The organism is Moorena sp. SIO4A5 (genome assembly GCF_010672005.1).
Classification (GTDB): domain Bacteria; phylum Cyanobacteriota; class Cyanobacteriia; order Cyanobacteriales; family Coleofasciculaceae; genus Moorena.
Map to the genome: position 1 here is coordinate 16,944 of NZ_JAAHHZ010000061.1, position 23,767 is coordinate 40,710.

Here is a 23,767-nt window from a genome sequence, read left to right on the forward strand (position 1 = left end):
TTATACTTCATACTTTATATCAAGTGCTGCTTGAACAATTCGTTGGGCATCTAAGATAATACTACTGGCTTCGGGAAGATAGGCTTTGACAAATTCCCCAAATCTGAGGGGCAATAATCGATCAGGGGGTTGTAAGTTTTGCCAATGGTGCTGTTCTATTTCTTCCACTTGTGAAACCACCAGTCCCAGAAGTTTGCTGTTGAGTTGAAGTACAATCACCATGATTTTTGTCCTGGAGATGTCTTTGGGTTGCCAAACAGCCGGAAATCCTAGGAGATAGTTTAGATCTAACAACCACAGCATTTCACCACGCCAGTTGTAAATCCCAATCACACTATCGGCAGTATGGGGAATTGGCAAAATTTCAGCAACCGACACATTCAGAATTGCTTGGATGTAGTTTACCTCTAACAAAGCCCCATTGCCAGACCCTACCTGGAAGCGCAAAAATTTCTCCTGGGGGGGAAGTTGGCCATCAACACTGACCTTAACGGGGGTAGCCAGAGGTAATTGAGCTTGATTCCCCTGGAAATGATGTTCATTGTTCTGCCAGGAGACAGGATAATGAGCTTGATTAGTTCTCACTGTTGAGCCTGACTCTACCCAAGTAGACAAGTCTAGCACCACCGGAATGCTTTCTACTTTAATTTGTTTGCGCCATGCTGGTTGTTTTTCGGTTAGGCTACGCCCCAAAATTTTGACGGTATCAATTGAGTTTGGTTTTAGCTTGCTGATGGTGTAGTAGATAAATCTTACCACAGCTCCTGGTTTTGGAGCGGGGTCTGCTTCGAGTAAAACCAATAAACAGCTATCGTGAAGTTTAACTTTAGCTATAATACCTTCGTGCTGAAGTTTGTGATTCAGTATGGCAGCGATGACGTTCGGGTTTCCCTGTTTAGCTAATTGTAAAATTTTGCTGGTCTTGGAAATCTGCTCTTTGCTCATCACACCAAGTTACTATCCAAATGATCAAAAATTTATGATAAATACAATTCCAAGGTATTTAATTGCTTGATTTGTAATGATTTTTCATTTTGGTTAGAGTGATTGCTCACGTTTTTAAAATTGGGTGAATTTATGGGCCAATGAAAACCAGGGTTGAATCTACTTGTAATAGCTTGAGTGCTAAGCTATTACGCTACGGTCAGGAAAAATTTACTGGCCGACTGGATCTGAAGGTGTCAACTGCTCAGCAATGGAGCTTCTACTTGAGCTATGGCCGTTTGGTATGGGCATCTGGCAGTGTTCATCCCACTAGGCGTTGGTGTCGGCAGATACTCTACCATTGTCCTGAGGTTAATCCTAATCGGATTGCCCTGAAAAAGATAGAGCCAGAGTCCTGTTGGGACTACCACTTGATGGTGCTGTTAGCACGGAAACGAATGATTAACCCCCAACAGACGGTGGTTGTAATTAAAGGCACTGTAGCAGAAATATTGTTTGATATCTTCCAGAGCCTAACCTTAGTTTCTCGGGAGAAAACCCTAATTCAACCCAGTAATGATTCTGTGTCGTCAAACACCATTGAAACTACGGTCAAGAAGCCTGACAATTTCTTGCTCAATGCCCAGTTGGGAGTACGTCCCTCTATCCAGGGGATTTTGCCACAAACGTGGATGTTAGAGGTAGAACCAACTATCAAGCAAGTTCAACAGGTCTGGCAGCAGTGGTCAGAAATGGGTTTGGAGGATGTTTCTCCTGACTTAGCACCGGTGCTGTTGCAAAAGTCGGCTTTGCAAGAGCAAACCTCAGTGGCCACCTACAAAAATTTGGTAACCCTCATCAACGGTAAGCGCACTCTTCGAGATATAGCAGCCCTGATCAAACGAGATCTGTTACTGCTGACGCGATCGCTAAATCCTTATATTCAGAAACAACTGATTGAACTAGTAGAAGTGCCTGATTTGATAGCTCCTTTCTTTGTAGATATCCCCGCCAAGGCAGACATTAGTACCCAAAACTCCCAAACCCAAAAATCCCACAAGAAGTCTGATCAGCCATTAATAGTCTGTATTGATGACCACCCCCAAACCTGTAAAATTATGAAGGACGTGATTCAATCAGCAGGTTATCGATTTTTAGGAATCCAAGACTCTATCAAAGCTCTACCGTTGCTACTCAAACATAAGCCAGATTTAATATTCTTGGATTTGGTGATGCCGATTGTTAATGGCTACGAAATGTGCGCCCAGATCCGCCGGGTGTCAATGTTTGCCAATACACCAGTGATTATTCTGACTGCTAAAGATGGTATTGTGGACCGGGTACGAGCCAGAATCGTTGGGGCGACTGATTTCCTGACCAAACCCATCGACAATCAGAAAGTAGTGGCAAAGGTGCGCAAGTATCATACAACCTCGCCCAGCAAGACCGATCCAGTTTAAAAAGGCAAGACTCCGGAAGTGAAGCAAGAGTCTAGAGGTAGGGGGAATCAAAAATTGTCCTAGGTCAACGGTTAACACTCAACGGTTAACACTCAACAAACAATAACTATTGAATCAGCTCCTCTAGGGTACACAGCAGTTCTTCTGGATTCACTGGTTTAGCTAAGTAGGCATCAGCCCCCAGCATCTTTCCCCAAATTTTGTCCACCTCAGTACCTTTGGTGGAGCAAATCACCACAGGAATCTGGCTAGTGTGAGGATTAACTTTCAGGGCTCGACAAAACTCAAAACCACTTTGACCAGGCAAAATTACATCTAAAACCACTAAATCTGGCGTATGGTGAGATAATTTTTCCCGAGCCTCCTCAACGCTAGCCACGCCAGTAACCCCCAAACCCGCTTGTTGCAAACAGCGAGTTAGGTACTGTCTTTCTGTTACGCTATCTTCTACCACCAAAACAGTTTTCATAGATTAAAGTATAGCACCTTATACAGAAAATGTGTTAATGGCAAGGGCAAAATTACTGATAAAATCATGGTTTTTATATAGCGCTAGTGTTTGGTTCAGGGTGAACTCAGCTCTTCCACCCAAAGGTATAGCGCTACGCGCAAGTCCGCAAGTCCGCAAGTAAGCTATGACTAAGTTTCGGAGTTTAGGAATGTCAAACACCTTAATGCGTAGTGCTATATTATCTAAAATCCGGTTGAATAACCATACTTCCTGGTGACCAGAGCAAAGGAGGGAGTAGGGAAAACGGAAATAGGGAATCGGAAAAGGATAATAGGGAATAGAATAGTAAATTAAGCAATTTTTAAAGGTCAGCAATCAAAGATTTTAAATACTTTAAAATTTGGTAAAAAGTGTAGAGATAGCAGCCAATTGTGAGTTTACTAAAATATAGTTGGTATTTTAAATGTAAAATTGTATGTTTTTTTATGTCCAATAAAAATCATGATATCTTTCCCATTTTGCCTCTTGCATTTTTCGGCAATAAGTGTGTTTACAACCGAGATATAAATGCTATATATAGCGTTTATTATAGCTATGAGGTACACAGGATTTTTTACCTCTTGCCTCTTGCCTCTTCTCTCTTCCCTGCTCCCTGCTCCGAACTCGCCCCGCGTGGCCTACGGCCTCAGTCCCTGCTCCCTAACACCCAGAATTTTGTACCTCATGACTATGATAAGTGCTATATTAGGAATCTTGACTTCTGAATCGAGACTATTAAATCGGAGTATAGTTGATTCTTTATGGTCTGTAAAGCTAGTATCCTAAATATTATTAGAGACTTAACAGTAGAGAGTTGACAGTATAAAAAATTCACAATATTATCACAAACTCAGCCTAAGCTTGAGAAGCCTGAGTCAAGAAGGCTTCTTGGGCTGTTTACATAGCAGTAACACACAGGAGAGTTTTTTCAGTCAACCGGCTCGGATTCCAAAAATCGGATTCATAAAATGATCAGCTAGGGCTGATAAGTACATAGAGAGTTCAAAACAGTACTAGTCATGATCCTAACTAGTCATGATCCTAAACCACCATTACCCATTTCCCCACTGGTCAATGACCCAAAGCCAGCCTCTGAGTTATCTAGGCTTGGTACAACAACTGCGGGTCAGCAATCGAGAGGATTAACAATGGTGGTTAATGTATCAGGGCGCATCCAGCTTATCAGCAGTCATACCAGCGACTGGGAGTTTAATTGGTTAGTTAAAAGTCAGTTAAAATTCACCCATGTAGACTCTCGTATCCTGGTTTGTGATCGCTGCATTGGTGTTGCTCAACTATGGCAGCCAAAGGCAGGGCAGCTGGGGAAAAAGACTCCTGTGGATGAAATCCTAAGAAACCTAATTGAAGAAGTATCCCGCTACCCAGACCCAAGTCCTGAGCGGCAGAAAGCCTTGAATCGTCTCCTGAGCGTTGTTCAAAATCTACCTGGCATTTACAAATCTTCCCACGTAGACTCTCTAGAGGCGTTAAATCGAACCTGGGAATGGGTCACTCGCAATCTAGACCAGTTTGAGCCAACTTCAACCTCCCTTGAAAAAAGCTTAGTGACCTGGATCAACGGATATTTACGCTGGCGCATCCGAGATTTATATATCTCAGATAGTAGATATCCAGGGATTAGCACTAATCAACCGATCGGTAACAGTGAGGGAGATTCAAGGACTCTAGAAGACCGGTTGCCAGACCCTAGACCTTCCTTGAGTAGACTGGATGATTACATTGAAGAAATCCAGACAGCTGAACGCCAGCGTCTAAGTAAAGCCATTCTCGAAGAAATTAAAAACGATCCAGATCGGAAATTAATCGGTTGTCATCCCCGCAAATATCCCAAATGTAATTGTCAGTTATTAGCAATGCGGTTGCTAGTACAAGAACCACCCCAGAGAATTGCTGACATTGCTAGAGAATTTAACGCTAACCAACAAACTCTCTACTCTCACTGGAAGAAAAAATGCCTGCCAAGGCTGCAAGACATCGGTAAAACGTTTGGATATCAACCATGACTATTACAGAATCAACTAATATTAAAGTTTCTATTAGCCCATACGCTCATAGTTATGCAGCACAGTTTGCTGCTGAACAAACCACCCCTCGGAAGGGAAAACACGTCTATTTAAATACTTTAGCAGTTTATGCTGTTAACAACTATCTTAAATGGCTCGAGATTCCCAGTAATCTTGCTCAAAGTGATTGTTGGAATCCCGGTTTAAGAGCATTGTTTGATGTAGCTGATCTGGTTTTGCCCAACATTGGTAAATTGGAATGTCGTCCAGTGTTACCAGGTGAGTCAGCCTTGAACGTGCCACTAGAAGTGACCGAAGACCGGATTGGCTATGTGGCAGTGCAGTTCAGTGAGCAATTAGACCAGGTAGAGTTATTGGGATTTGCTCCGTATCATGCGATCGCTAAATCCCTAGACCCTTTACCCCTAGAACAGCTTGAATCTCTCGATACACTAATTGACAAGATTGATTGGATTAAGAAATCGGTGAGGGTAACCCAATGGTTTGAGGAACTATTTCAGGCAGATTGGCAAGCACCAGCCTCACTGCTACCTGAGTATAGGTACAGGTCTAGTTTCAAAACCGTTACTTTCTTCAGAGGATCTGAGTTAGGTATCAAGCGGCGCTCCAACCAAGAACCGAGGATACAGGCTTTAAGGGGTAATGACAGATCAACGATGCGAGCCAAGCTAATGGACTTAGCTGGTCAAGGGGTAGTCTTGCTGCTGCAAGTGAATTTCCAACCTCCTGATACTGAAGATATCGATATTTTTATGCGGCTATATCCTGCGGGGGATGCAATGTATTTACCACCAGATTTGCAGGTGAATTTACTGGATGAATCGGGAAAGTCTTGTATGAAAGCTCAAGCTGGAAAAACTAACGACAAGATCCAAATCGATTTCAGTTGCCAACCAGAGGAACGATTCAGTGTCAGATTAAAATTGGGAGATATAAGTATCACGGAAAAATTTATAATTTAGGTAAGCTATCAGCTATCAGCTTATGCGCTACGCGCACGCTTCGCGAACAGCTATCAGCTTATGCGCTACGCGCACGCTTCGCGAACAGCTATCAGCTTATGCGCTACGCGCACGCTTCGCGAACAGCTATCAGCTTTTGAATAAAACAGGTAAGCATTAGTTTAATCTGAGTTACGTTAGCTGACCACTGACCGCTGACCATCGGAGTTGTAAAATCAAGAGGAAAACCCACCCCACGGTCGAGGTGGGGTGTGGCCTTATTTAATTAATTTGGCAAATGTTCACTAAACTCATCTAGGGAGTTAACCGTTAATGCTGTTGCCATCAACTCTTCTAATTGTTCGAGAGTTAAGGCTTGAATTCTGACGGATATCTCGACAGGAATCTCGGAAAATCGCAGTTTAAGGATGCGCTCTAAACTGCCTCGACGTTCTTGTTTGATTCCTTGTTCAATCCCTTGTTCAATCCCTTGTTCAATCCCTTGTTCAATCCCTTGAGCAAGACCCTCTTGTAAAATCTCTTGATACCAGGGTGATTCTCGTAATACTGTCATATCCCACCTCATGATTTGTTGAATTAAGGGTATTTCTTCTTGATGCAGTCGCTCATGGGGGAAACCCCCAAGACCGCGCTGCATCGCTAATACAAAACTAGCAAAGAACGCTAAGAGCGGTTCTAGTTGATTTAAGGTTTGATCCGCTCGTAAAGCCTGCACCGCTGACCGCAATTTCGATTCACTACCACCTCCAAATAAGATTGGGACAAATGGAAATAGGGGAGGCAAAGGTTGTTCTAATACTAATTCAGCATCTACTTCCCAGAGATTAATTACCCGATAATCTTGACGGGCTTTTAATCCCATGAATTCCTTGTCGTAGCAATTTTCAATGGTGACTGTGGATGGGGGCGGCAAGATATTAATTAATACCGGATAAGCGGATAGGTTGTATTTTTCCTCAGCTAAAGCGACATAATTGCGCATTCTCTGAGGCATGTTCTGGTCATACCGTAGTTGTAATTCATTGAGAATCAGAAATTCCGAGTGTTCAGGACTAGACGCTTTTAGAATCACATCACTTTCGCGACTAATCCATTGAAACTCAGCATCAAGTAACTGAGATGCCCGCACTTGGGGATTACCGGTTACCCATTGCACCCAAGCATTAGGAGCGAGACTGATTAGGCGTTTGCTACCAATATCTGCACGTTTTGCCATACAATACAATTGATCGAATCAATACTAATTTTTGAGTTACGCCCACCCCACGGTCGAGGTGGGGTGTGGCCTTATTTAATTAATTGGGCAAATGTTGAGTAAACTCATCTAGGGAGTTAACCGTTAAGGCTGTGGCCATCAACTCTTCTAATTGTTCGAGAGTTAAGGCTTGAATTCTGACGGATATCTCGACAGGAATCTCGGAAAATCGCAGTTTAAGGATGCGCTCTAAACTGCCTCGACGTTCTTGTTTGATTCCTTGTTCAATCCCTTGTTCAATCCCTTGTTCAATCCCTTGTTCAATCCCTTGTTGAATTCCTTGAGCAAGACCCTCTTGTAAAATCTCTTGATACCAGGGTGATTCTCGTAATACTGTCATATCCCACCTCATGATTTGTTGAATTAAAGGTATCTCTAGGACAAAGCTAGCAAAAAAAGCTAACAACGGTTCTAGTTGATTTAAGGTTTGATCCGCTCGTAGCGCCTGCACCGCTGACCGCAATTTCGATTCACTACCACCTCCAAATAAGATCGGGACAAATGGAAATAAGGGAGGCAAAGGTTGTCCTAATACTAATTCAGCCTCTACTTCCCAGAGATTAATTACCCGATAATCTTGACGGGCTTTTAATCCCATGAATTCCTTGTCGTAGCAATTTTCAATGGTTACTGTGGATGGGGGCGGCAAGATATTAATTAATACCGGATAAGCGGATAGGTTGTATTTTTCCTCAGCTAAAGCGACATAATTGCGCATTCGCTGAGGCATGTTCTGGTCATAGCGTAGTTGTAATTCATTGAGAATCAGAAATTCTTGATGTTGAGGACTCTTTGCTTTCACAATCACATCGCTTTCGCGACTAATCCATTGAAACTCAGCATCGAGTAACTGAGATGCCCGCACTTGGGGATTACCGGTTACCCATTGCACCCAAGCATTAGGAGCGAGACTGATTAGGCGTTTGCTACCAATATCTGCACGTTTTGCCATACAATACAATTGACCGAATCAAGAATAATTTTTGAGTTACGCCCACCCCACGGTCGAGGTGGGGTGTGGCCTTATTTAATTAATTGGGCAAATGTTGAGTAAACTCATCTAGGGAGTTAACCGTTAATGCTGTGGCCATCAACTCTTCTAATTGTTCGAGAGTTAAGGCTTGAATTCTGACGGATATCTCGACAGGAATCTCTGAAAATCGCAGTTTAAGGATGCGCTCTAAACTCCCTCGACGTTCTTGTTGGATGCCTTGTTCAATCCCTTGTTCAATCCCTTGTTCAATTCCTTGTTCAATCCCTTGTTCAATCCCTTGTTGGATGCCTTGAGCAAGACCCTCTTGTAAAATCTCTTGATACCAGGGTGATTCTCGTAATACTGTCATATCCCACCTCATGATTTGTTGAATTAAAGGTATCTCTAGCACAAAACTAGCAAAGAACGCTAAGAGCGGTTCTAGTTGATTCAAGGTTTGATCTGCTCGTAAAGCCTGCACCGCTGACCGCAATTTTGATTCGCTACCACCTCCAAATAAGATTGGGACAAATGGAAATAGGGGAGGCAAAGGTTGTTCTAATACTAATTCAGCCTCTACTTCCCAGAGATTAATTACCCGATAATCTTGACGCGCCTTTAATCCCATAAATTCCCTGTCGTAACAGTCAACGATTGTGACTGTGGCTGGGGGCGGCAAGATGTTAATTAATACTGGATAAGCGGATAGGTTGTATTTTTCCTCAGCTAAAGCCACATAATTGCGCATTCTCTGAGGCATGTTCTGGTCATAGCGTAGTTGTAATTCATTGAGAATCAGAAATTCTTGATGTTCAGGACTAGAAGCTTTGACAATCACATCGCTTTCGCGACTAATCCATTGAAACTCAGCATCGAGTAACTGAGATGCCCGCACTTGGGGATTACCGGTTACCCATTGCACCCAAGCATTAGGAGCGAGACTGATTAGGCGTTTGCTACCAATATCTGCACGTTTTGCCATACAATACAATTGATCGAATCAAGAATAATTTTTGAGTTACATCCAGGACTATTTCTGGAATCAAACTAAAATTTGATTAGTGAAGAGCTGGGCTTTTCAGACTTCCTGTTTCTTACAGATTCTTCGTCTGTAGACTCGCCGTCTATAGACTCGCCGTCTATAGGGTCTCCTAAATCGAAGATAATAATAAATTTTTGATCAGGCATCAGCCGTTTAAGGGCCTGCAAGTGACCCTCAGCGTCAGAACGGTTGCGGAAACGACGAACAACCACCCGCTGCATGTCTTGATGCAGTCGCTCATGGGGGAAACCCCCAAGACCGCGCTGCATCGCTTTAGGCAATAGACGAATGATTGCCCATGGATATAGGCGTTGAGAGTACGACATAAAATATTAGGTATCTCCTTAACTGGGGCTCTAGAGCCAGCCGGAGACCCGGGAAAAATCAGCGGCTGGCTCTTACCGTGGAACGTTTTAGCGTCCACGGTATTTTTATTATAGCACAAAAAAACCTTCATTATAACATTTTGTGAAAACTTTTGTAACAAATTTGGGAGTAGGGAACAGGGAACAGGGAATCGGGAGTCGGGAGTGGGGAATCGGGAGTCGGGAATCGGGAGCAGGGAGTAGGGAGCAGGGAGTAGGGAGCAGGGAGTAGTGGAGTAGTGGAGTGGGGAAAAATCCTGTGTACCCAACTAATTAATTAGTTAATTTTTGTAGATAACTATATGTGATGGGAGCTTGGAGCTGCTACGCGATTGACCTTGGCCAAAAGGCCACGCTACGCGAATGGTCACGCTACGCGATGCTCCTTTGGAGCCGCTACGCGAACGCATCCACCGAGTATCCTAAACTCTTCCGTTTCTTCCCGATTCCCGATTCCCGACTCCCGATTCCCGATTCCCGATTCCCAATTCTGAATTCTAAATTCTAAATTCTAAATTCTAAATTCCCTCAAGTTGTCAATTTTCCTTTTATCCATTAAACTAGTATTATCGGAATATTTAAGGGAGAGTCCACTGATGAACAAGTGCGTTGGAACTACTGAAGCAGCATCTCTATTAGGAATTTCCTCTCGAAGATTGCGCCAACTCCTAGAGAAGGGTCGGGTCCGGGGTGCCTATAAAAGCGGAAAATTCTGGATTATTCCTCTGTTCAACCATTTGCCACAAATTACTAAAGGTAATCGTGGACCAAAGGGGAAATGGCGCACTAGTCGTCCGCCAGCTTTAGCGAAGATTAATGTCAATCGCAATCACATTGGCTCGAATATCAAGAAAAGCCCCAAAGACCGGAAGCCAGTGATTTCAGTAAAACGAAAGGGCACTAATCTCTACGGTAATGAGGTCGAAATCCTTGGTCCTTGTAAGATTGTTTATCAGCCGGATAATCCACTGGATTGTGGCGCTCGTTTGTGGATCGAAACCTTCAGTGATATTCACTTTATTGGTGGTAGTTTTCCGGCTATTAGCTAAGTCTTTGACACTCCCCGTCCTAGTTATTGTAGGGTGGGCAAATCGACCCGATTCCAGATCAAATTGTCAGAGGATAAGCATTTGCCCACCCTACGCCGCTATCTTTTCGAGCGGGCAGGATGCCCACTCTACCCATTACCTATTACCCATTCCCCATTCCCCATTCCCCATTCCCCATTACCTATTACCTATTACCTATTACCCATTCCCCATTCCCCATTCCCCACAACTAAAACCAGCCTTCAATCTCTTCGTTTGTCAACATTTTCTTCAACTTAAGATATTCCCGTTTTGTTGCTTCGTAGATTAGTTCCATGTTCACGGCTTCATCGGCGGCGGCGGCCAAAAAAGCGGCATTTAGGGCAATATTGCGAATATTTCCGCCTGCTATATTGAGTTGACCCAGTTTCTGGTAATTTAAGTTAAGGGTTGGGGTCTGGGCTGGAAAAATGCGCTGCCAAATTTGGGTACGGATTTCGGGTCCGGGAAACGGAAACTCGACCACAAAGCGAATGCGGCGCGAAAAGGCACTATCGAGAGCGCTTTGGAAATTGGTGGTCAATATAGCTAACCCTTGATAGGCTTCCATACGTTGCAGCAAATAGCTGACTTCGATGTTAGCGTGGCGGTCGTGACTGTCTTTAACTTGGGTACGCTTACCAAACAGGGCATCGGCTTCGTCAAACAGTAGAATAGCACTACCGGTTTCAGCTGCATCAAAGATCCGCCGCAGATTCTTTTCCGTCTCACCAATATATTTACTGACAACTCGACTTAGGTCGATGCGATAAAGATCCAGACGAAATTCCTGGGCTAATACCTCTGCTGCCATGGTTTTACCAGTACCGCTAGCACCGTAAAATAGGGCGCTGATGCCCAAACCCCGGTCGCCTTTTTGGGCGAAACCCCATTGCTGATAGACTTTATACTGGTGTCTGAGATGAGTGGCAATATCGCTCAGAAGCAGCCGTTGTGGGGTAGGTAATACCAGATCGTCCCAGGTAGCCGTAGCATTGATCGGTTGCGCTAAGTGGTCTAATTGATTACGGGCGAAATGGCGGCAGATATCCCATAATTGAGTTGATTGGTGGGTTTCGTCTTTGAGATTTTTGCCCCCTAAATCCCCCAATTCTGGGGGACTTTGAAATCTGTCTCCCCCAGGTTCCCCTCCTGGGAGGGGGTAGGGGTGGGTTAGGGCGCTCTTGGGGCTAGATCCGGGATTTTGTGGGAATTTTGAATTTTGAATTTTGAATTGATCACAGGCGGCTTGAATAGTAGCAGTATTGAGGTTAAACTGCACGGCGATGCGCTCAAGTTGACCGTTAAGTTCTGCTGCTGCTGACCCTATATGGCTTTCCCACAGGTCATATTGTTCCTGGTGGCTCAATGGGGGGATGTCTAGGTTTACAATAGTCCGCTGACAGTCAATTTTTCGGTCATTGCTGCTGAGGATTAAACGAGTATTGTTACTATCAATAAATTTGCTCAGAGCTGACTCCCGCCCAGGCTCAGAAAAATTATAACTATCGCAGTCAATAAACAGGACACTATTGCTAAGTTTGGCTTCCCTTTGCCAACGCTTCGCGAGTTGGTAGACATCCTGGGGCTTGGTGGTCAGAGCGGCAGGGTCGAGAGTATGTAACTTTTTCCCCAAATCCTGACAAGTGGCGGAGGCAATTTGGTATTTTGTGGTACGGTCCGAGCCAGATAATTGCACCACGGGATAGCTATTTGTCCCCTCGCCCCCAGACCAAATGGTTTTCAATTGCGACCCTATACTTAACTGAGAGGGAGGCAAAAAAAGAGGGTTAGTCTGAGGCGGTTGGGGTATGATCTTGCCTGCTAATTCCTGGTCTGTGGCATCGTATCCTAACAGAAAGCAGAGGATTTGCTGGTCAATATGGAGGGGGGACTTGGTTAGGATTCTTCCTGGTTCAATCTGGAGCAGTTGCCAGTAAAATAAAGGGCTTTGGGGAGAAAGGACATGCCAACTGGCTCCGGGAAGGGCGTCTATAGCTAAACTAAGAGTAGGATAGTTTTTGTGAGGATGATTTTTTTGGGCAATGGCCACCAAAGACTGGAACATAGGTTCTATTTCCTGGCCCACGCACATTAGCAGGATATCCCTTTCAAATGGGGAGAGATAGAAGTGGTAACATAGTTGAGCCAGGGCAGAAGTATCGTCAACAATTTCAGTAACGATTTGTTGATTTTCTTTACCTTCTATGTATTTTTCTAAATAGTTACGAACTCGCTCGATTTCTAGAAACAGAGAACTAATATTAGAGTGATACCAGTTGGTTTGAGAAAGGGGTGCCATGTCGCGCTCCTGGTAGACGGTGGGATCGACTGATATTCTTTTCTAATAGGGTACAAGGTAAAAGGAAATAGCTATGCGCACTACTCATACCTATAAACCGAAATATTCTCACTCTACCTCGTTGTCAATAGCTCAAAAAAAGAAAGACTCCAGACGGAAAGGTTATAGAGAAATATTGGAAGCAGAGGAAAGGGAGTGGAACGCCGAAGATGCGGTAGGGGAATGGGGAAGTATGAGTGCGAAGGTGATGCGCACCTTAGAATCAGGAGTAACCCAACCGGAAAGGGGAAGGAGAGAAATGGGGCTGCAAGGGAAGTTTTCTTTTGGACAGCCGGGAGATAGAACCAGGCAAGGGGCGAATCACGGTGGGCATAAGGTGTTGCAGCCTAAAAGGATGATGGTGCAGCTCAGAGCACAACCGTTGACGGGGGATGAGCTGACTTATGGCGATAGCATGAGGGAATCGAGGAGCCAAAAGGAAAACAAAACGGGCTTGCCTGATCGCCTCAAGGCAGGAATAGAGAACCTCTCGGGCTATTCGATGGATGATGTGAGGGTACATTACAACTCGTCGAAACCTGCACAATTGCAGGCATTGGCGTATGCACAGGGGACGGAGATTCATGTTGGGCCGGGGCAGGAGAAGCATTTGCCCCATGAGGCTTGGCATGTGGTCCAGCAGAAGCAGGGAAGGGTGCAACGGTTAAGAAAGGAAAAAGGAGTGAGAAAAAAAGAGGAAAGACAATTGGAGGAAGAAGCGACAGCGATGGGGTCATTGGTATTAAGGAAGGTAACAAAGGAAGAAAGCCGGGAGTTGGAAACAGAAAAGGAGGAAAAAGGTGGGTGTGAGAAGTCGTTAAGTGTTTTAGGTGTTGGAGTAGCGACCCTTGCGGACGGTGCCATTATTGAACGTGAAAATGAAGCAAGGTTCAACCAGACAAAGGCGGACTTGGGAGTTTGTTACAACCATTACGATCCAAAACCCAAAAAACCGCTCCAAAAAATGACCAGTGACGCAACGGAAGAGGAAGATGTGTTAGATTCGTTAGAATTTACGGTTGTCGTAGAAATGGGTTTGGGATTAAGGAGCGAGGTAGCAGGCGGTCAAGTAAGTGGAACAAAAGCCGCATACAGTATGGATATGAATGTAGCGGTAGCGGAGGCCATGAGCGGCTTACCTAGCAACTGGTCGAATTTATTAAAAGGTACAATCGATTTGTGTTATGGCTATGAGAATAGCTCAAGCAGATCTCTGCTTATAATGGATAGAGCATGGGGTAAATCAGAGGATTATGGCGGTACATTCCCCAAGTGTAACAGTGCTAGTGGGAATGTATTATTCCGCCAAAGTCAGTCCATAGGAAAGGACAAAATGTACAATTGGGTAATCGAAAAAATAAAAGAGATAACCAAGGAAAAATACCCGGAAGCGTAGGATTGATCAAGGTTAGGAGTGCGTACGCAGATCTAGTAGGGTGGGCAAATGGACATGACTCGTGATCAAATTGCCAAACTCTCAGAAGTTGCCCACCCAACCCGACTACCCTAGGGCATGCGATCACCTATGTTGTTGGTTGCGTTCAAGCAAAGTGTTCGCTCTTGTCGGGTGGGCAAATGGACATGATTCGAGATCAATTGGTCAAACATTAATAATTTGCCCACCCTACGCCAACGCCACTACCCCACATTAATAATTTGCACACCCTACTCCCCTGCAAAATCTTCTAAATCGCTAAAATCTAGAACTTGTGGTAAATTACTCCCACAACAACACCCCCAATCGGGTTCATACCTGCCTCGCTCCACCCATTTGTGAAAACTGGAATATTCCCACAAATGAGGACAAGACACCAAACCATGTTTAACCGGATTATAGTGAATATAATCTATATGTCGGTGTAAATCATGGTCATTACGAATGGTATGCTCCCAAAACCGACGTTGCCAGACATTGCTTTCTCGATGCTTACGACGAGAAGCAGAAACATCTACCTCAAATGAGCGTTTTCCCGGTAAAGACCGGGTAAATAATACCTTTAACCGAGACACTCGCATAGAATAATTAGAATCATCCGGTGGTAACGACCAGATAAAATGAAGATGATCCGGTAACACAACGGCTGCAGTGATGTCAAAGGGTTTTTCTGTCCGCATTTTCGCCATGGCCTTCCGTAACCTTATTATATTCTCAACATCTGAAAATAGAGGAATACGGCGATAAGTGACTATTGTCAGAAAAAATACTCCTCCTGGCACATAAGAACGACGATAGTTCGACATATTGAGATATTGATGGTGGCGAGCATCCTCTGTTTCAGTTTAATCCCGATTCAGAGTAGGGTGGGCAAATGGGGATGAGCACGCTGAGTGCGTACGCGGATAAAGTAGGGTGGGCAAATAGTCAGGATATATGATGAAATTGCCTTCGGTACAGAATTTGCCCACCCTACCCGACGGAATTGCGATCTACTTGTAGTAGGGTGGGCAAATGGACTAGATTTATGATGAAATTGCCTTCGGTACAGAATTTGCCCACCCTACCCGACGGAATTGCGATCTACCCGACTATTGGTTAATGGTTGATGATTTGCCGACCCTACCCCTTGCTTGTAGTAGGGTGGGCAAATAGTCAGGATTGATGATGAAATTGCCTTCGGTATAGTATTTGCCGACCCTACCCGCTCCGAATGCGATCGCACTTGTCGGGTGGGCAAATAGTCAGGATATATGATGAAATTGCCTTCGGTATAGTATTTGCCCACCCTACCCCTACCGAATGCGATCGCACTCTTGTAGTTTGGTGGGCAAATGGTCTTGGGTTCCTGATGAAATTGCCTTCCGTTTAGTATTTGCCCACCCTACCCGCTCCGAATGCGGACGCACTATATTTTAAAATAAGGGAAAAACCCCCCATATCTATGGTCGAAACCCCTTGGCAACCCTTACCGACATTGGCTTGCCTGATCACAACTGATGCCAATAGTAATCGTCCAGTCATTGCAGGAACTCGAACCTCTGTGCGCCGAATTGCTGGCCTATATAATCAAGGTAACAACGCCGAAGAAATAGCCAGACGATTAAATCACCTAACAATCACTCAAATTTATGCTGCCTTAACGTATTATCATGCTAACCGTCTCGAAATTGACCAAGATATAGCAGCCGAACAAACCGCCTATGAAGAACTCGCCAAACAACATTATCAGGCAACCAAACCCTAAAAATGACACAAATTCGTCTTTATTTAGATGAAGATAGCATGGATAGCGATCTGATAACGGCCTTGCGTCTTCGCAACGTGAATGTTGTCTCGACAGGGGAAGCTCAAATGTTGTCCCGTAGCGATGAAGAACAATTACAATGGGCCTATGACCATCAGCGTGTTATTTATAGCTTTAATGCCCGAGACTTTTATAGAATTCATACTAATTTTATCGAGAAAAAACAAGAGCATTCAGGGATTATTTTAGGGTTTCAAAACTATTCCATTGGTGAACAAATGCGGCGGATTTTAAGGATAATTGCCACGCTCATCAGCAGAAGACATGAAAAATCAAGTAGAATTTTTAAGTGCTTGGGGAGAATAATAGCGTACGCTTCTCCCAACACACCAACCGAGTGCGTTCGCGTAGCGTGGCCTACGGCCAATCGCACTACATTAATCTTGACTAGACTTTAAGTTATACATATAATATATGTATGACCTTTGAATATGATCCAAGAATTGCAAAAACCAATTGGCAAAAGCATGGTGTTTCCTTTGCGGAAGCTGAAATGGTGTTTTTCGATCCCCTTGCCATTCATGACATTGATCCAGATTCGATTAGTGAAGAACGTTTCATCGCAGTGGGAATAGGAAACTCTGGATTACCATTGGTCGTTGTATATACCATGCGCGGTGAGGTGATTCGATTAATTTCTGCTCGTCGCGCCACAAAACAGGAGACAAAAGCTTATGAGAAAGGAATATGATTTTTCTAAAGGAAAACGAGGAGCGGTAATTCCTTCTAAAGGAAAAACACGCATTACTATTTATCTCGATGATGATATTCTTGCCAATTTTCGAGAACAGGCCGAAACGGCTGGAATTGGTTATCAGACTCTGATAAATGAGGCTTTAAAAAAACATCTCCTACTGCCAAATGAGCAACCTCTCACCCAAGGGGATTTACGCCGTATTCTTCGTGAAGAATTATCAGATAAAGTAGGGTGGGCAAATGGACATGATTGATGATCAATTGGTTAATGGTTGATGATTTGCCCACCCTACGCCTGGGAACAGCGGATCTGGTAACAGTGCGATCGCCGGTTTGGGAAAATGGAAGAGCGATCGGGCCGGGATAATGTCAGTAGTAGTAGGGTGGGCAAATGGACTAGATTGATGATCAATTGGTTAATGGTTGATGATTTGCCCACCCTACCCCACTGAGTGCGTTCGCGTAGCGTGGCCTACGGCCAATCGCACTATAATCTTTGATGAGCGCGGTGGGAGGATGTCAAAGTGCTACAATTTCGATCAATACGGTTTCGCAAAAACAACCCATGACTAAATTAATCCAAGAAACCTTTGAGGAGATCGCACAGCTAAAGGAAGAACAACAAAACGCCCTAGCCATTTATTTACAAAAACACCTCGCGCTTATTTTGCTTCAAGCTGAAAGAGAGAAACGAATTGAAGAGAACACTTATACAATTAACGACTTCAATGAAGAGACCCAACAAGCGATTATAAATATTGAAGAACCAAAAAACTTGACCGTTTGTGCCAATAAAGAATCTCTCTACAATGAACTGGGAATTTAATGCTATCACCTATTTTTGAAAACCGCTTTAATAAAGCGATCGCTGATAAAGTAGGGTGGGCAAATTGACATGATAACTGCTCAGATTGCAAAACTATCGGAATTTGCCCACCCTACCCGACTATTTTGTTGCTTAATTTAGGCTACAGAAGCGTGGCAAAAATATGGAAAAGCTTAAATCCGTTATTGAGAACTTATTAGAGAGAAAAGAACTAGAACCCAAATACAAAGATCATGCCTTAACAGGAAATTGGAGTGGATACCGAGATTGTCATATCGAACCAGACTGGATTTTAATCTACAAAACCTCTGAAACCAATCTTTTTCTGGTTCGTTCCGGTTCCCATGCAGATTTATTCTAAATGATCATGAATTTGGAAGTGCGTTCGCGAAGCGTGGCCGTAGGCCAATCGCTCTTGTAGTAGGGTGGGCAAATGGACATGATTGATGATGAAATTGCCAAACTATCATTTTTTGCCCACCCTACCCTACGGAATGGGTACTGTAACAGCGGATCTGGGAACAGCAGATCTGGGAACAGGGAACTCAGAAGAGGGAACAGTGCGATCGCGTAGCGTGGCCTACGGCCAATCGCTGATCTTGTCGGGTGGGCAAATGGACATGATTGGTGCTCAAATGGTATTAATTTGATGATTTGCCCACCCTACGCCACATTCATAATTTGCCCACCCTACTCCCTGTTGATTTTGATAAAATAGTAGTAGGGTGGGCAAATGGACATGATTGGTGAGGAAATTGTATTAATTTGATATATTGCCCACCTTACTTGTAGGCGTAGGGTGGGCAAATGGACATGATTGGTGATCAATTGGTATTACTTTGATGATTTGCCCACCCTACTCAGGTCGCGATCGCACTACCCCGATGTAAGTTAGGCAAATGGACATGATTGGTGATGAAATAGTATTAATTTGATATATTGCCCACCCTACTCAGGTTGTAGGGTGGGCAAATGGACATGATTGGTGATCAATTGGTATTACTAGGATAATTTGCCCACCCTACTAGAGTAGCGATCGCTACCCTAGAAGAGACAATGCTGTTTGTGGTGGATCGAGACAATTTACAAAGTCTTTTGGCTAAGCACGAAGAATTAGCTGACCGAATTTCTGAAGAATTATCCAAACGTCAAGAGACATTGGAACGCTTAGGAATAACCGTCAGTGCCACAGAGGAAGACGAAACTCCTTTCGCCGAGATTCGCAAACGTATTAAATCAATTTTTGGTATTTAAAACCGATTCAGTTATTATACCAAAGGGAACAGGGAACAGCGGATCTGGGAACAGGGAGTAGGGAGTAGGGAGTAGGGAAAAGGGAACAAAAATTATCACAATTCATTTAGGATTGGTATAGTCATCAAAACAACTCTCATGAATCAACACAATCAGGATAATCAGTATCTACCACACCCCTCAATTGATGAGTCAGCTCAGCTTCCTAGCTCCTTTGTCGAAGCAGTCACTAGGGTGAAAACCTTTGCTCTGCTGGAAATGGAAAAAGAAACGGAGCGAAAACAGCTTTACTATCATACTTGTGACCATGTTAATGGAGTGCAGCGTAGAGCTGATCGGATTTTCCAAGCCATCAGACCCTATTGGGAAGCCGGTCTGGACAATGATATAGCACCAGACTATCTGAGCAGAATGAAACAGTTAATCGATCTGTGCGCCATTGCTCACGATATGGTGCAAGAGTTTGTCCCTCAAATCCAACCCTATATCTCTAGACGGCGAGAAAGTGGTGTGAGCGAAGCTGCTACAATTACTAAGCTTTTGGATTACATCAAAAATCAGAATGAATGGATAAGTAAGCAAACTCCTAACCATCTGGCCTTGTTTACCGATTCAGATGTACAAATCATTACAGAAGCCATTAACGCTACCATTTGTTACTATGATACTTCAGACAATACCATTTACCAGCCTGACCTCTACTCTTCTGATAAAAACCTATCTCTGGTAGCTCGGATTATTGCTTTGGCTGATTTAGGCACTTTGGGCATGGAAGGGATTGAAGCATTTAACGAGGAAGGCAGTCTGCTATTTCTAGAAGAAAATCCTGATATTATTCCAATAATTTTGAATCACGATCTTCCCGATTCCCAAGCTATCGATAAACAAACGCTTTATGAAAATCTTAGACAACGGCTTCTGAAAAGGACTCGCTTTCAAGTCAATTTTGCTAAGGGACGAATGGCTAGATTGGCTCGTGAACTTAAAGGGTTGACCGCCGAAGCAATTTCGGTTTTAACCCAGGATGTTTTTAAGTATTTGAATCCAGCCATAATTCAATTTCTTGAATTATTAACTCCTACCGCTAATGACACGAAGTTTGAGGAATTGATTGAGTTTTTTAAGCTCGAAAACTATGTAGAAAAGTAGGTGATATCAGCTTAACAACAAGATCAAAAAGGCAATCAATGATAGTGTTGCCGAATCACATCCAAACTACTGAAATCGATTAAAAGTGATCAATAATCGCTCAATAATCAGAAATATCTGTTCGGATACGCTCTAAGGAACTATGCATATCTTTCAACTGTTCTTGAATTGCTAATAACTGACCTTCAAGTCTGGACACTTTGCTAAATTGATTCTGCTCCTTGATCACCTTCTCCAACTTTTTATCCTGCTCCTGCTTGAATTCATCGACACTATCACTGATATTGCTGGTGATAATCCCAACAAAAAGATTGATAGTAATCATCGCCCCCAACATCACAAAGCTCACAAAAAAAAGGACACCAACCAGGGGTGAAGCTGAGGGATTTGTGCAAAGTGCTTCTATACCATCGTAACCGTAGCGTTCGCAGCCATACATCTGGATGTACATCAAATCTGCCCAACCTTCTAGGGTTACTACTTGAAATAGAGACAAGATAGATTTGGGTAAGGAAGAAAAGTGAATCGGATCGTTTTCAGCAAATAAAAAGGTTCCGGCTACCCCATAAATATAGAACAAAATACAGAGAAGCAAAAAGACATAGCCCATGGAGGGTAGACTCTTGAGTAGAGCTCGGACGAGTATTTGTAAGCGAGGCAAAGCAGAGATTAGCCTAAATACTCTCAGCAGCCTAAGCATACGTAGCACTATAAAATATTGATTATCAATTGGCAATAGTAAAGCCACAACAATGAATAAATCAAATAGATTCCATCCATTTTTAAAGTAGCTCCATGGATGACTAGCTTCAGCACCTATCTTAATAAAAATTTCACCAATAAAAAAACCTAATATTAGATGTTCTATAAAATTGACAAGAGTGCCGTAATTTTCTGTAAATGATGGATAGGTTTCCAGACCTACTATAATGCTAGCCAAGATTATTACGATCAAAACTGTATTCTGAAAGATTTCAGAATTAGAAATTTTTTGGAGTGCTACCTGCATAAAAAAATTATATAAACAATTACAGTGGGCAACTTGTGATATAATTATATCCCGATGAATACTTATCATTCCGGGTGCTTGGTAATAAAGTTTATTGATTAGTGCTTAGCAATCACTAATGAATAAACTATAGTACCAATATCCTTAGGCAAATATTACTATACTATATATAGCAGCTATCAATTCGGTGAGGTACAAAGTTCTGGGTTTTAGGGAGCAGCGATGCAGCGCGGTCTTGGGGGTTTCCCCCATGAGCGACTGCATCAAGACGGGAGCAGGGAGCAGGGAAGAGGGAAGAGGGAGAAAATCCAGCGTTGCTTAATAATGGAATGATTTTAAGAGTTTTCTGGAATGGGCATGTTGGTGGAATGGGCATCAGGCGTGGAACTGGCATCTTGCCAGTTTCATGCTTATTTTCGAGCGGGCAGGATGCCCAATCTACTCCTATTCATTCCTAAATTCAGCAACGCCGAAAATCCCTCCCTACTCCCTACTCCCTACTCCCTACTCCCTACTCCCTACTCCCTACTCCCTACTCCCTACTCCCTACTCCCTACTCCCTACTCCCTACTGCCATTAACCCAGATAGCTTACTTCTTGGTAAACCGCCAAACTCCATCCCAATCCTGTGGCACCCCTTGGGCCATCAACTGATTAATTCGCTCCACATATAAGGCAGCGGTCTTATCCAAAGGATTCACCATTAACACGTGATTAAAATATTCTAAAGCCTTGTAAAATCCTTGAGTGCGATAACACTCTAAACCTTGTTCAAATTCCAGTTGCGTTTTTAACTTCAATTCCCTAACTGCCTCCGTCTCACCATCCAGCACTTCATAGATAGCAAGGGGTTCATTTCTACCTTTAACAATTGCTCGATCTAGAAACCGAATTTGATAGTGATTGGGATTGCTCAATTTATCTAAGGTTTGCTGGGAAATTAAGCAAGAAACCCCATAAAACTTGGTCAATCCTTCCAAACGAGCGGTCAAGTTAACATTATCAGAAAAAGCATCCCCCTGCATTCGGAATGTCTCTCCAACCATCCCCACCATCATGTGACCATAGTGGATGCCAATCCCTACTTGAATTGGTAAATAACCGTTGGCTTCACGCTTTTGATTGTATTGCTGGACTTTTTTGAGCTTGGCAATTCCAGCACAGACAGCATCATCAGCGCCATCAGGGAAAACTGCCATCATGCCATCCCCTAGAAATTTGACAATAAAGCCATCGTGATTGCGAATTTCAGGACTGACACGCTTAAGATAGGCATTGACGAAGTCAAAGTTTTCCTTTGGTGTCATACTCTCAGAAATGGTAGTAAAGGAGCGAATATCACTGAACATCACCGCCATTTCTTTACTAACGTGGTCCCCTAATTGGACATGAATCACATTGTCCTTGTGCAGAAAATTAAGATATTCAAATGGGAAAAACCGAGCAAAGGAATTTTTTAGGGTTTCCAGAGTTTCATTGGCTTGAGTCAATTCTTGCTCACGGGCTTTTACCGTTTGAACCATTTGCCGGAAAACTCGTGCTAGTCGTCCTAACTCGTCGCTCCGAGTGGCTACTTCCTCCAGACTTTCTGGCTTAAATGTATCATTTTCCACAGCGGCGGCTGCTACTGTCACCTTTTCTACCTGTTTTATATACTTTGACTGGCGCAGATTTTCAGCTTTAAGCTGCTCTTCAGCTTCGGTTCGTTTGAGGAAGTTAAGATAGGCTTTGGAATGGTAACGAATACGAGCAATTAGTTCTACCCGATCTGGCAGTTTTACTAAGTAATCATTTGCTCCAAATCCAAAGGCTTTAGCTTTAATTACTGGTTCTTCTTTACTTGATAGTACAATCAGGGGAATAGGTCGAGTCGGCGAATCCTTAGAACGCAAAAAACGCACTAACAACAAGCCATCCATCTCCGGCATGACCAAGTCTTGTAGAATGACCGTTGGTTGGTACTCCTTAGCTACTTTTAAGGTTTCAGTTGGATCCTGACAGTAGCGAAAGATAATATCCTTTTCTGGAGCCAACATGCGGCGAATGGCTTCGCCGATCATGGGCTGATCATCGATAAGTAGGACTTTAATCGGCTCTTGAGTCACCATTTTATTTGTAATGTCCGCTTTGGCTATCAATTAGATCAGGTACAGCATAGATAAATAACCTAGGGTTAGCTAATTCTTTGGCGTTGCTTAATAATGGAATGATTTTAAGAGTGAGGTGGAATAGGCATCTTGCCGTAGAATGGACATCAGGCGTGGAACTGGCATCTTGTGTAGAACTGGCATCTTGTGTAGAACTGGCATCTTGCCAGTTTCCTCCTTATTTTGGGGCGGGCAGGATGCCCACTCTACTCCTATTCATTCAAAGACTGACGCAACGCTAATTCGTTTAGCAGTTTATCAAATTTTGTTCAATACTCTGGGCAAACTGGGAAAACTATGTCATGCCAATTGTGCTTAATAGTCAGCTATTGTTAAGAATTATTATAATATATCAGTGTTGTGCAATAAAAGTGATATATAAATTTAGCTATAGGAATTTAGCTAAGGCTTAAACGCGAATCCTTTGATTAGGGCAGGTGCGATCGCGTCTAGGGGCAAAATTTCCACCGCCGCCTTCAACTCTGCTGCTGCTTTCGGCATCCCATAAACCACGCAACTG

General features: G+C 43.4%; 33 protein-coding genes and 1 pseudogene. 20 read left to right on the forward strand and 14 right to left on the reverse strand.

The features are described from left to right. Positions 1–945 carry a chemotaxis protein CheW gene (locus F6K57_RS19295; RefSeq protein WP_293035850.1) on the reverse strand — a complete coding sequence of 315 codons (945 nt, stop codon included), beginning with the start codon at positions 943–945 and terminating at the stop codon, positions 1–3. Between the two features lie 140 nt (positions 946–1,085). Here F6K57_RS19295 and F6K57_RS19300 point away from each other — a divergent pair, with 140 nt between their 5' ends. Then, entirely contained in the window at positions 1,086–2,384 is a 1,299-nt protein-coding gene (locus F6K57_RS19300; protein WP_293069993.1) for a response regulator, read from the forward strand. Positions 2,385–2,490: 106 nt separating this feature from the next. Here F6K57_RS19300 and F6K57_RS19305 read toward each other — a convergent pair whose 3' ends face one another. Continuing rightward, a complete protein-coding gene (locus F6K57_RS19305) occupies positions 2,491–2,853 on the reverse strand; it encodes a response regulator (protein ID WP_293069995.1) in 363 nt (120 codons plus the stop codon). A gap of 18 nt (positions 2,854–2,871) precedes the next feature. Continuing rightward, on the reverse strand, positions 2,872–3,210 hold the full coding sequence (locus F6K57_RS19310) for a hypothetical protein (protein ID WP_293069997.1): 339 nt from the start codon (positions 3,208–3,210) through the stop codon (positions 2,872–2,874). A 110-nt stretch (positions 3,211–3,320) separates the two neighbouring features. Between F6K57_RS19310 and F6K57_RS19315 the strand changes: the two genes are divergently transcribed. The 4 genes from F6K57_RS19315 (at position 3,321) to F6K57_RS19330 (ending at position 6,041) form a co-directional block, all read left to right on the forward strand. Then, positions 3,321–3,599 carry a hypothetical protein gene (locus F6K57_RS19315; RefSeq protein ID WP_293069999.1) on the forward strand — a complete coding sequence of 93 codons (279 nt, stop codon included), beginning with the start codon at positions 3,321–3,323 and terminating at the stop codon, positions 3,597–3,599. A 294-nt stretch (positions 3,600–3,893) separates the two neighbouring features. Then, positions 3,894–4,898 (forward strand): hypothetical protein, encoded by a 1,005-nt coding sequence (locus F6K57_RS19320; RefSeq protein WP_293070000.1) that lies wholly within the window; start codon positions 3,894–3,896, stop codon positions 4,896–4,898. Next, the gene (locus F6K57_RS19325) at positions 4,895–5,881 is read left to right on the forward strand and encodes a DUF1822 family protein (RefSeq protein WP_293070001.1); all 987 of its coding nucleotides are present in this window, start codon (positions 4,895–4,897) and stop codon (positions 5,879–5,881) included. Before F6K57_RS19320 ends, F6K57_RS19325 begins: the two co-directional genes overlap by 4 nt. Positions 5,882–5,903: 22 nt before the next feature. Next, complete coding sequence (locus F6K57_RS19330) at positions 5,904–6,041, forward strand: hypothetical protein (protein WP_293027424.1); 138 nt, start codon at positions 5,904–5,906, stop codon at positions 6,039–6,041. A 105-nt stretch (positions 6,042–6,146) separates the two neighbouring features. Here the strand turns inward: F6K57_RS19330 and F6K57_RS19335 are convergent, their stop codons facing one another. From F6K57_RS19335 to F6K57_RS19350, 4 genes are all read right to left on the reverse strand, one after another. Continuing rightward, the gene (locus tag F6K57_RS19335; protein WP_293070002.1) at positions 6,147–7,097 is read right to left on the reverse strand and encodes an Rpn family recombination-promoting nuclease/putative transposase; all 951 of its coding nucleotides are present in this window, start codon (positions 7,095–7,097) and stop codon (positions 6,147–6,149) included. A gap of 79 nt (positions 7,098–7,176) precedes the next feature. Then, complete coding sequence (locus F6K57_RS19340; RefSeq protein ID WP_293070004.1) at positions 7,177–8,088, reverse strand: Rpn family recombination-promoting nuclease/putative transposase; 912 nt, start codon at positions 8,086–8,088, stop codon at positions 7,177–7,179. A gap of 79 nt (positions 8,089–8,167) precedes the next feature. After that, positions 8,168–9,091: an Rpn family recombination-promoting nuclease/putative transposase gene (locus tag F6K57_RS19345; protein ID WP_293031277.1), complete on the reverse strand. Its 924-nt coding sequence runs from the start codon at positions 9,089–9,091 to the stop codon at positions 8,168–8,170. A 65-nt stretch (positions 9,092–9,156) separates the two neighbouring features. Continuing rightward, complete coding sequence (locus F6K57_RS19350) at positions 9,157–9,477, reverse strand: hypothetical protein (protein WP_293070006.1); 321 nt, start codon at positions 9,475–9,477, stop codon at positions 9,157–9,159. Between the two features lie 142 nt (positions 9,478–9,619). Between F6K57_RS19350 and F6K57_RS19355 the strand changes: the two genes are divergently transcribed. The 3 genes from F6K57_RS19355 (at position 9,620) to F6K57_RS19365 (ending at position 10,565) form a co-directional block, all read left to right on the forward strand. After that, positions 9,620–9,748: a hypothetical protein gene (locus F6K57_RS19355; RefSeq protein WP_293035865.1), complete on the forward strand. Its 129-nt coding sequence runs from the start codon at positions 9,620–9,622 to the stop codon at positions 9,746–9,748. Positions 9,749–9,823: 75 nt separating this feature from the next. After that, on the forward strand, positions 9,824–10,024 hold the full coding sequence (locus F6K57_RS19360) for a hypothetical protein (protein WP_293070008.1): 201 nt from the start codon (positions 9,824–9,826) through the stop codon (positions 10,022–10,024). Between the two features lie 88 nt (positions 10,025–10,112). Then, on the forward strand, positions 10,113–10,565 hold the full coding sequence (locus tag F6K57_RS19365) for a helix-turn-helix domain-containing protein (RefSeq protein WP_293029792.1): 453 nt from the start codon (positions 10,113–10,115) through the stop codon (positions 10,563–10,565). 229 nt (positions 10,566–10,794) lie between these two features. Here the strand turns inward: F6K57_RS19365 and F6K57_RS19370 are convergent, their stop codons facing one another. Beyond that, positions 10,795–12,885 (reverse strand): ATP-binding protein, encoded by a 2,091-nt coding sequence (locus F6K57_RS19370; RefSeq protein ID WP_293070010.1) that lies wholly within the window; start codon positions 12,883–12,885, stop codon positions 10,795–10,797. A gap of 73 nt (positions 12,886–12,958) precedes the next feature. On the opposite strand from F6K57_RS19370, the gene F6K57_RS19375 reads away from it, so the two are divergent. Further along, positions 12,959–14,320 (forward strand): DUF4157 domain-containing protein, encoded by a 1,362-nt coding sequence (locus tag F6K57_RS19375; RefSeq protein ID WP_293070012.1) that lies wholly within the window; start codon positions 12,959–12,961, stop codon positions 14,318–14,320. Between the two features lie 269 nt (positions 14,321–14,589). Here the strand turns inward: F6K57_RS19375 and F6K57_RS19380 are convergent, their stop codons facing one another. Beyond that, positions 14,590–15,165 (reverse strand): transposase, encoded by a 576-nt coding sequence (locus F6K57_RS19380; RefSeq protein WP_293070014.1) that lies wholly within the window; start codon positions 15,163–15,165, stop codon positions 14,590–14,592. Between the two features lie 257 nt (positions 15,166–15,422). Continuing rightward, the gene (locus F6K57_RS19385) at positions 15,423–15,647 is read right to left on the reverse strand and encodes a hypothetical protein (RefSeq protein ID WP_293029802.1); all 225 of its coding nucleotides are present in this window, start codon (positions 15,645–15,647) and stop codon (positions 15,423–15,425) included. Between the two features lie 156 nt (positions 15,648–15,803). Between F6K57_RS19385 and F6K57_RS19390 the strand changes: the two genes are divergently transcribed. From F6K57_RS19390 to F6K57_RS19430, 9 genes and pseudogenes are all read left to right on the forward strand, one after another. Beyond that, positions 15,804–16,106, forward strand: coding sequence for a DUF433 domain-containing protein (locus F6K57_RS19390; RefSeq protein WP_293070016.1), 303 nt, complete (start codon positions 15,804–15,806; stop codon positions 16,104–16,106). Positions 16,107–16,108: 2 nt separating this feature from the next. Further along, positions 16,109–16,564, forward strand: a complete 456-nt coding sequence (locus tag F6K57_RS19395; RefSeq protein ID WP_293045919.1) for a DUF5615 family PIN-like protein — start codon at positions 16,109–16,111, stop codon at positions 16,562–16,564. Between the two features lie 20 nt (positions 16,565–16,584). Then, entirely contained in the window at positions 16,585–16,857 is a 273-nt protein-coding gene (locus F6K57_RS19400; protein ID WP_293045916.1) for a BrnT family toxin, read from the forward strand. Further along, positions 16,841–17,116, forward strand: coding sequence for a BrnA antitoxin family protein (locus F6K57_RS19405; protein WP_293045913.1), 276 nt, complete (start codon positions 16,841–16,843; stop codon positions 17,114–17,116). The genes F6K57_RS19400 and F6K57_RS19405 overlap by 17 nt, the downstream gene beginning before the upstream one ends. Before the next feature lie 245 nt (positions 17,117–17,361). Next, positions 17,362–17,688 carry a hypothetical protein gene (locus F6K57_RS19410; protein WP_293045911.1) on the forward strand — a complete coding sequence of 109 codons (327 nt, stop codon included), beginning with the start codon at positions 17,362–17,364 and terminating at the stop codon, positions 17,686–17,688. A 151-nt stretch (positions 17,689–17,839) separates the two neighbouring features. Next, positions 17,840–18,049: pseudogene (locus tag F6K57_RS19415) on the forward strand (type II toxin-antitoxin system YafQ family toxin); the annotation flags it as partial. 85 nt (positions 18,050–18,134) lie between these two features. Continuing rightward, the gene (locus F6K57_RS19420; protein ID WP_293029737.1) at positions 18,135–18,338 is read left to right on the forward strand and encodes a hypothetical protein; all 204 of its coding nucleotides are present in this window, start codon (positions 18,135–18,137) and stop codon (positions 18,336–18,338) included. A gap of 406 nt (positions 18,339–18,744) precedes the next feature. Beyond that, positions 18,745–18,942: a hypothetical protein gene (locus tag F6K57_RS19425; protein ID WP_293029734.1), complete on the forward strand. Its 198-nt coding sequence runs from the start codon at positions 18,745–18,747 to the stop codon at positions 18,940–18,942. 138 nt (positions 18,943–19,080) lie between these two features. Then, the gene (locus F6K57_RS19430; RefSeq protein WP_293045909.1) at positions 19,081–20,091 is read left to right on the forward strand and encodes a hypothetical protein; all 1,011 of its coding nucleotides are present in this window, start codon (positions 19,081–19,083) and stop codon (positions 20,089–20,091) included. Positions 20,092–20,191: 100 nt separating this feature from the next. Here the strand turns inward: F6K57_RS19430 and F6K57_RS19435 are convergent, their stop codons facing one another. After that, positions 20,192–21,169 carry an ion transporter gene (locus F6K57_RS19435; protein WP_364303535.1) on the reverse strand — a complete coding sequence of 326 codons (978 nt, stop codon included), beginning with the start codon at positions 21,167–21,169 and terminating at the stop codon, positions 20,192–20,194. Positions 21,170–21,263: 94 nt separating this feature from the next. Continuing rightward, positions 21,264–21,494 (reverse strand): hypothetical protein, encoded by a 231-nt coding sequence (locus F6K57_RS19440; protein ID WP_293029723.1) that lies wholly within the window; start codon positions 21,492–21,494, stop codon positions 21,264–21,266. A gap of 12 nt (positions 21,495–21,506) precedes the next feature. Between F6K57_RS19440 and F6K57_RS19445 the strand changes: the two genes are divergently transcribed. Continuing rightward, the gene (locus tag F6K57_RS19445) at positions 21,507–21,680 is read left to right on the forward strand and encodes a hypothetical protein (RefSeq protein WP_293029720.1); all 174 of its coding nucleotides are present in this window, start codon (positions 21,507–21,509) and stop codon (positions 21,678–21,680) included. Between the two features lie 10 nt (positions 21,681–21,690). Here the strand turns inward: F6K57_RS19445 and F6K57_RS19450 are convergent, their stop codons facing one another. After that, positions 21,691–23,208 carry an adenylate/guanylate cyclase domain-containing protein gene (locus F6K57_RS19450; RefSeq protein WP_293047477.1) on the reverse strand — a complete coding sequence of 506 codons (1,518 nt, stop codon included), beginning with the start codon at positions 23,206–23,208 and terminating at the stop codon, positions 21,691–21,693. A gap of 98 nt (positions 23,209–23,306) precedes the next feature. On the opposite strand from F6K57_RS19450, the gene F6K57_RS19455 reads away from it, so the two are divergent. Further along, on the forward strand, positions 23,307–23,489 hold the full coding sequence (locus tag F6K57_RS19455) for a hypothetical protein (protein ID WP_293047474.1): 183 nt from the start codon (positions 23,307–23,309) through the stop codon (positions 23,487–23,489). Positions 23,490–23,649: 160 nt separating this feature from the next. Here F6K57_RS19455 and F6K57_RS19460 read toward each other — a convergent pair whose 3' ends face one another. Then, positions 23,650–23,760 carry a hypothetical protein gene (locus tag F6K57_RS19460; RefSeq protein ID WP_364303539.1) on the reverse strand — a complete coding sequence of 37 codons (111 nt, stop codon included), beginning with the start codon at positions 23,758–23,760 and terminating at the stop codon, positions 23,650–23,652. Between the last annotated feature and the right edge of the window lie 7 nt (positions 23,761–23,767).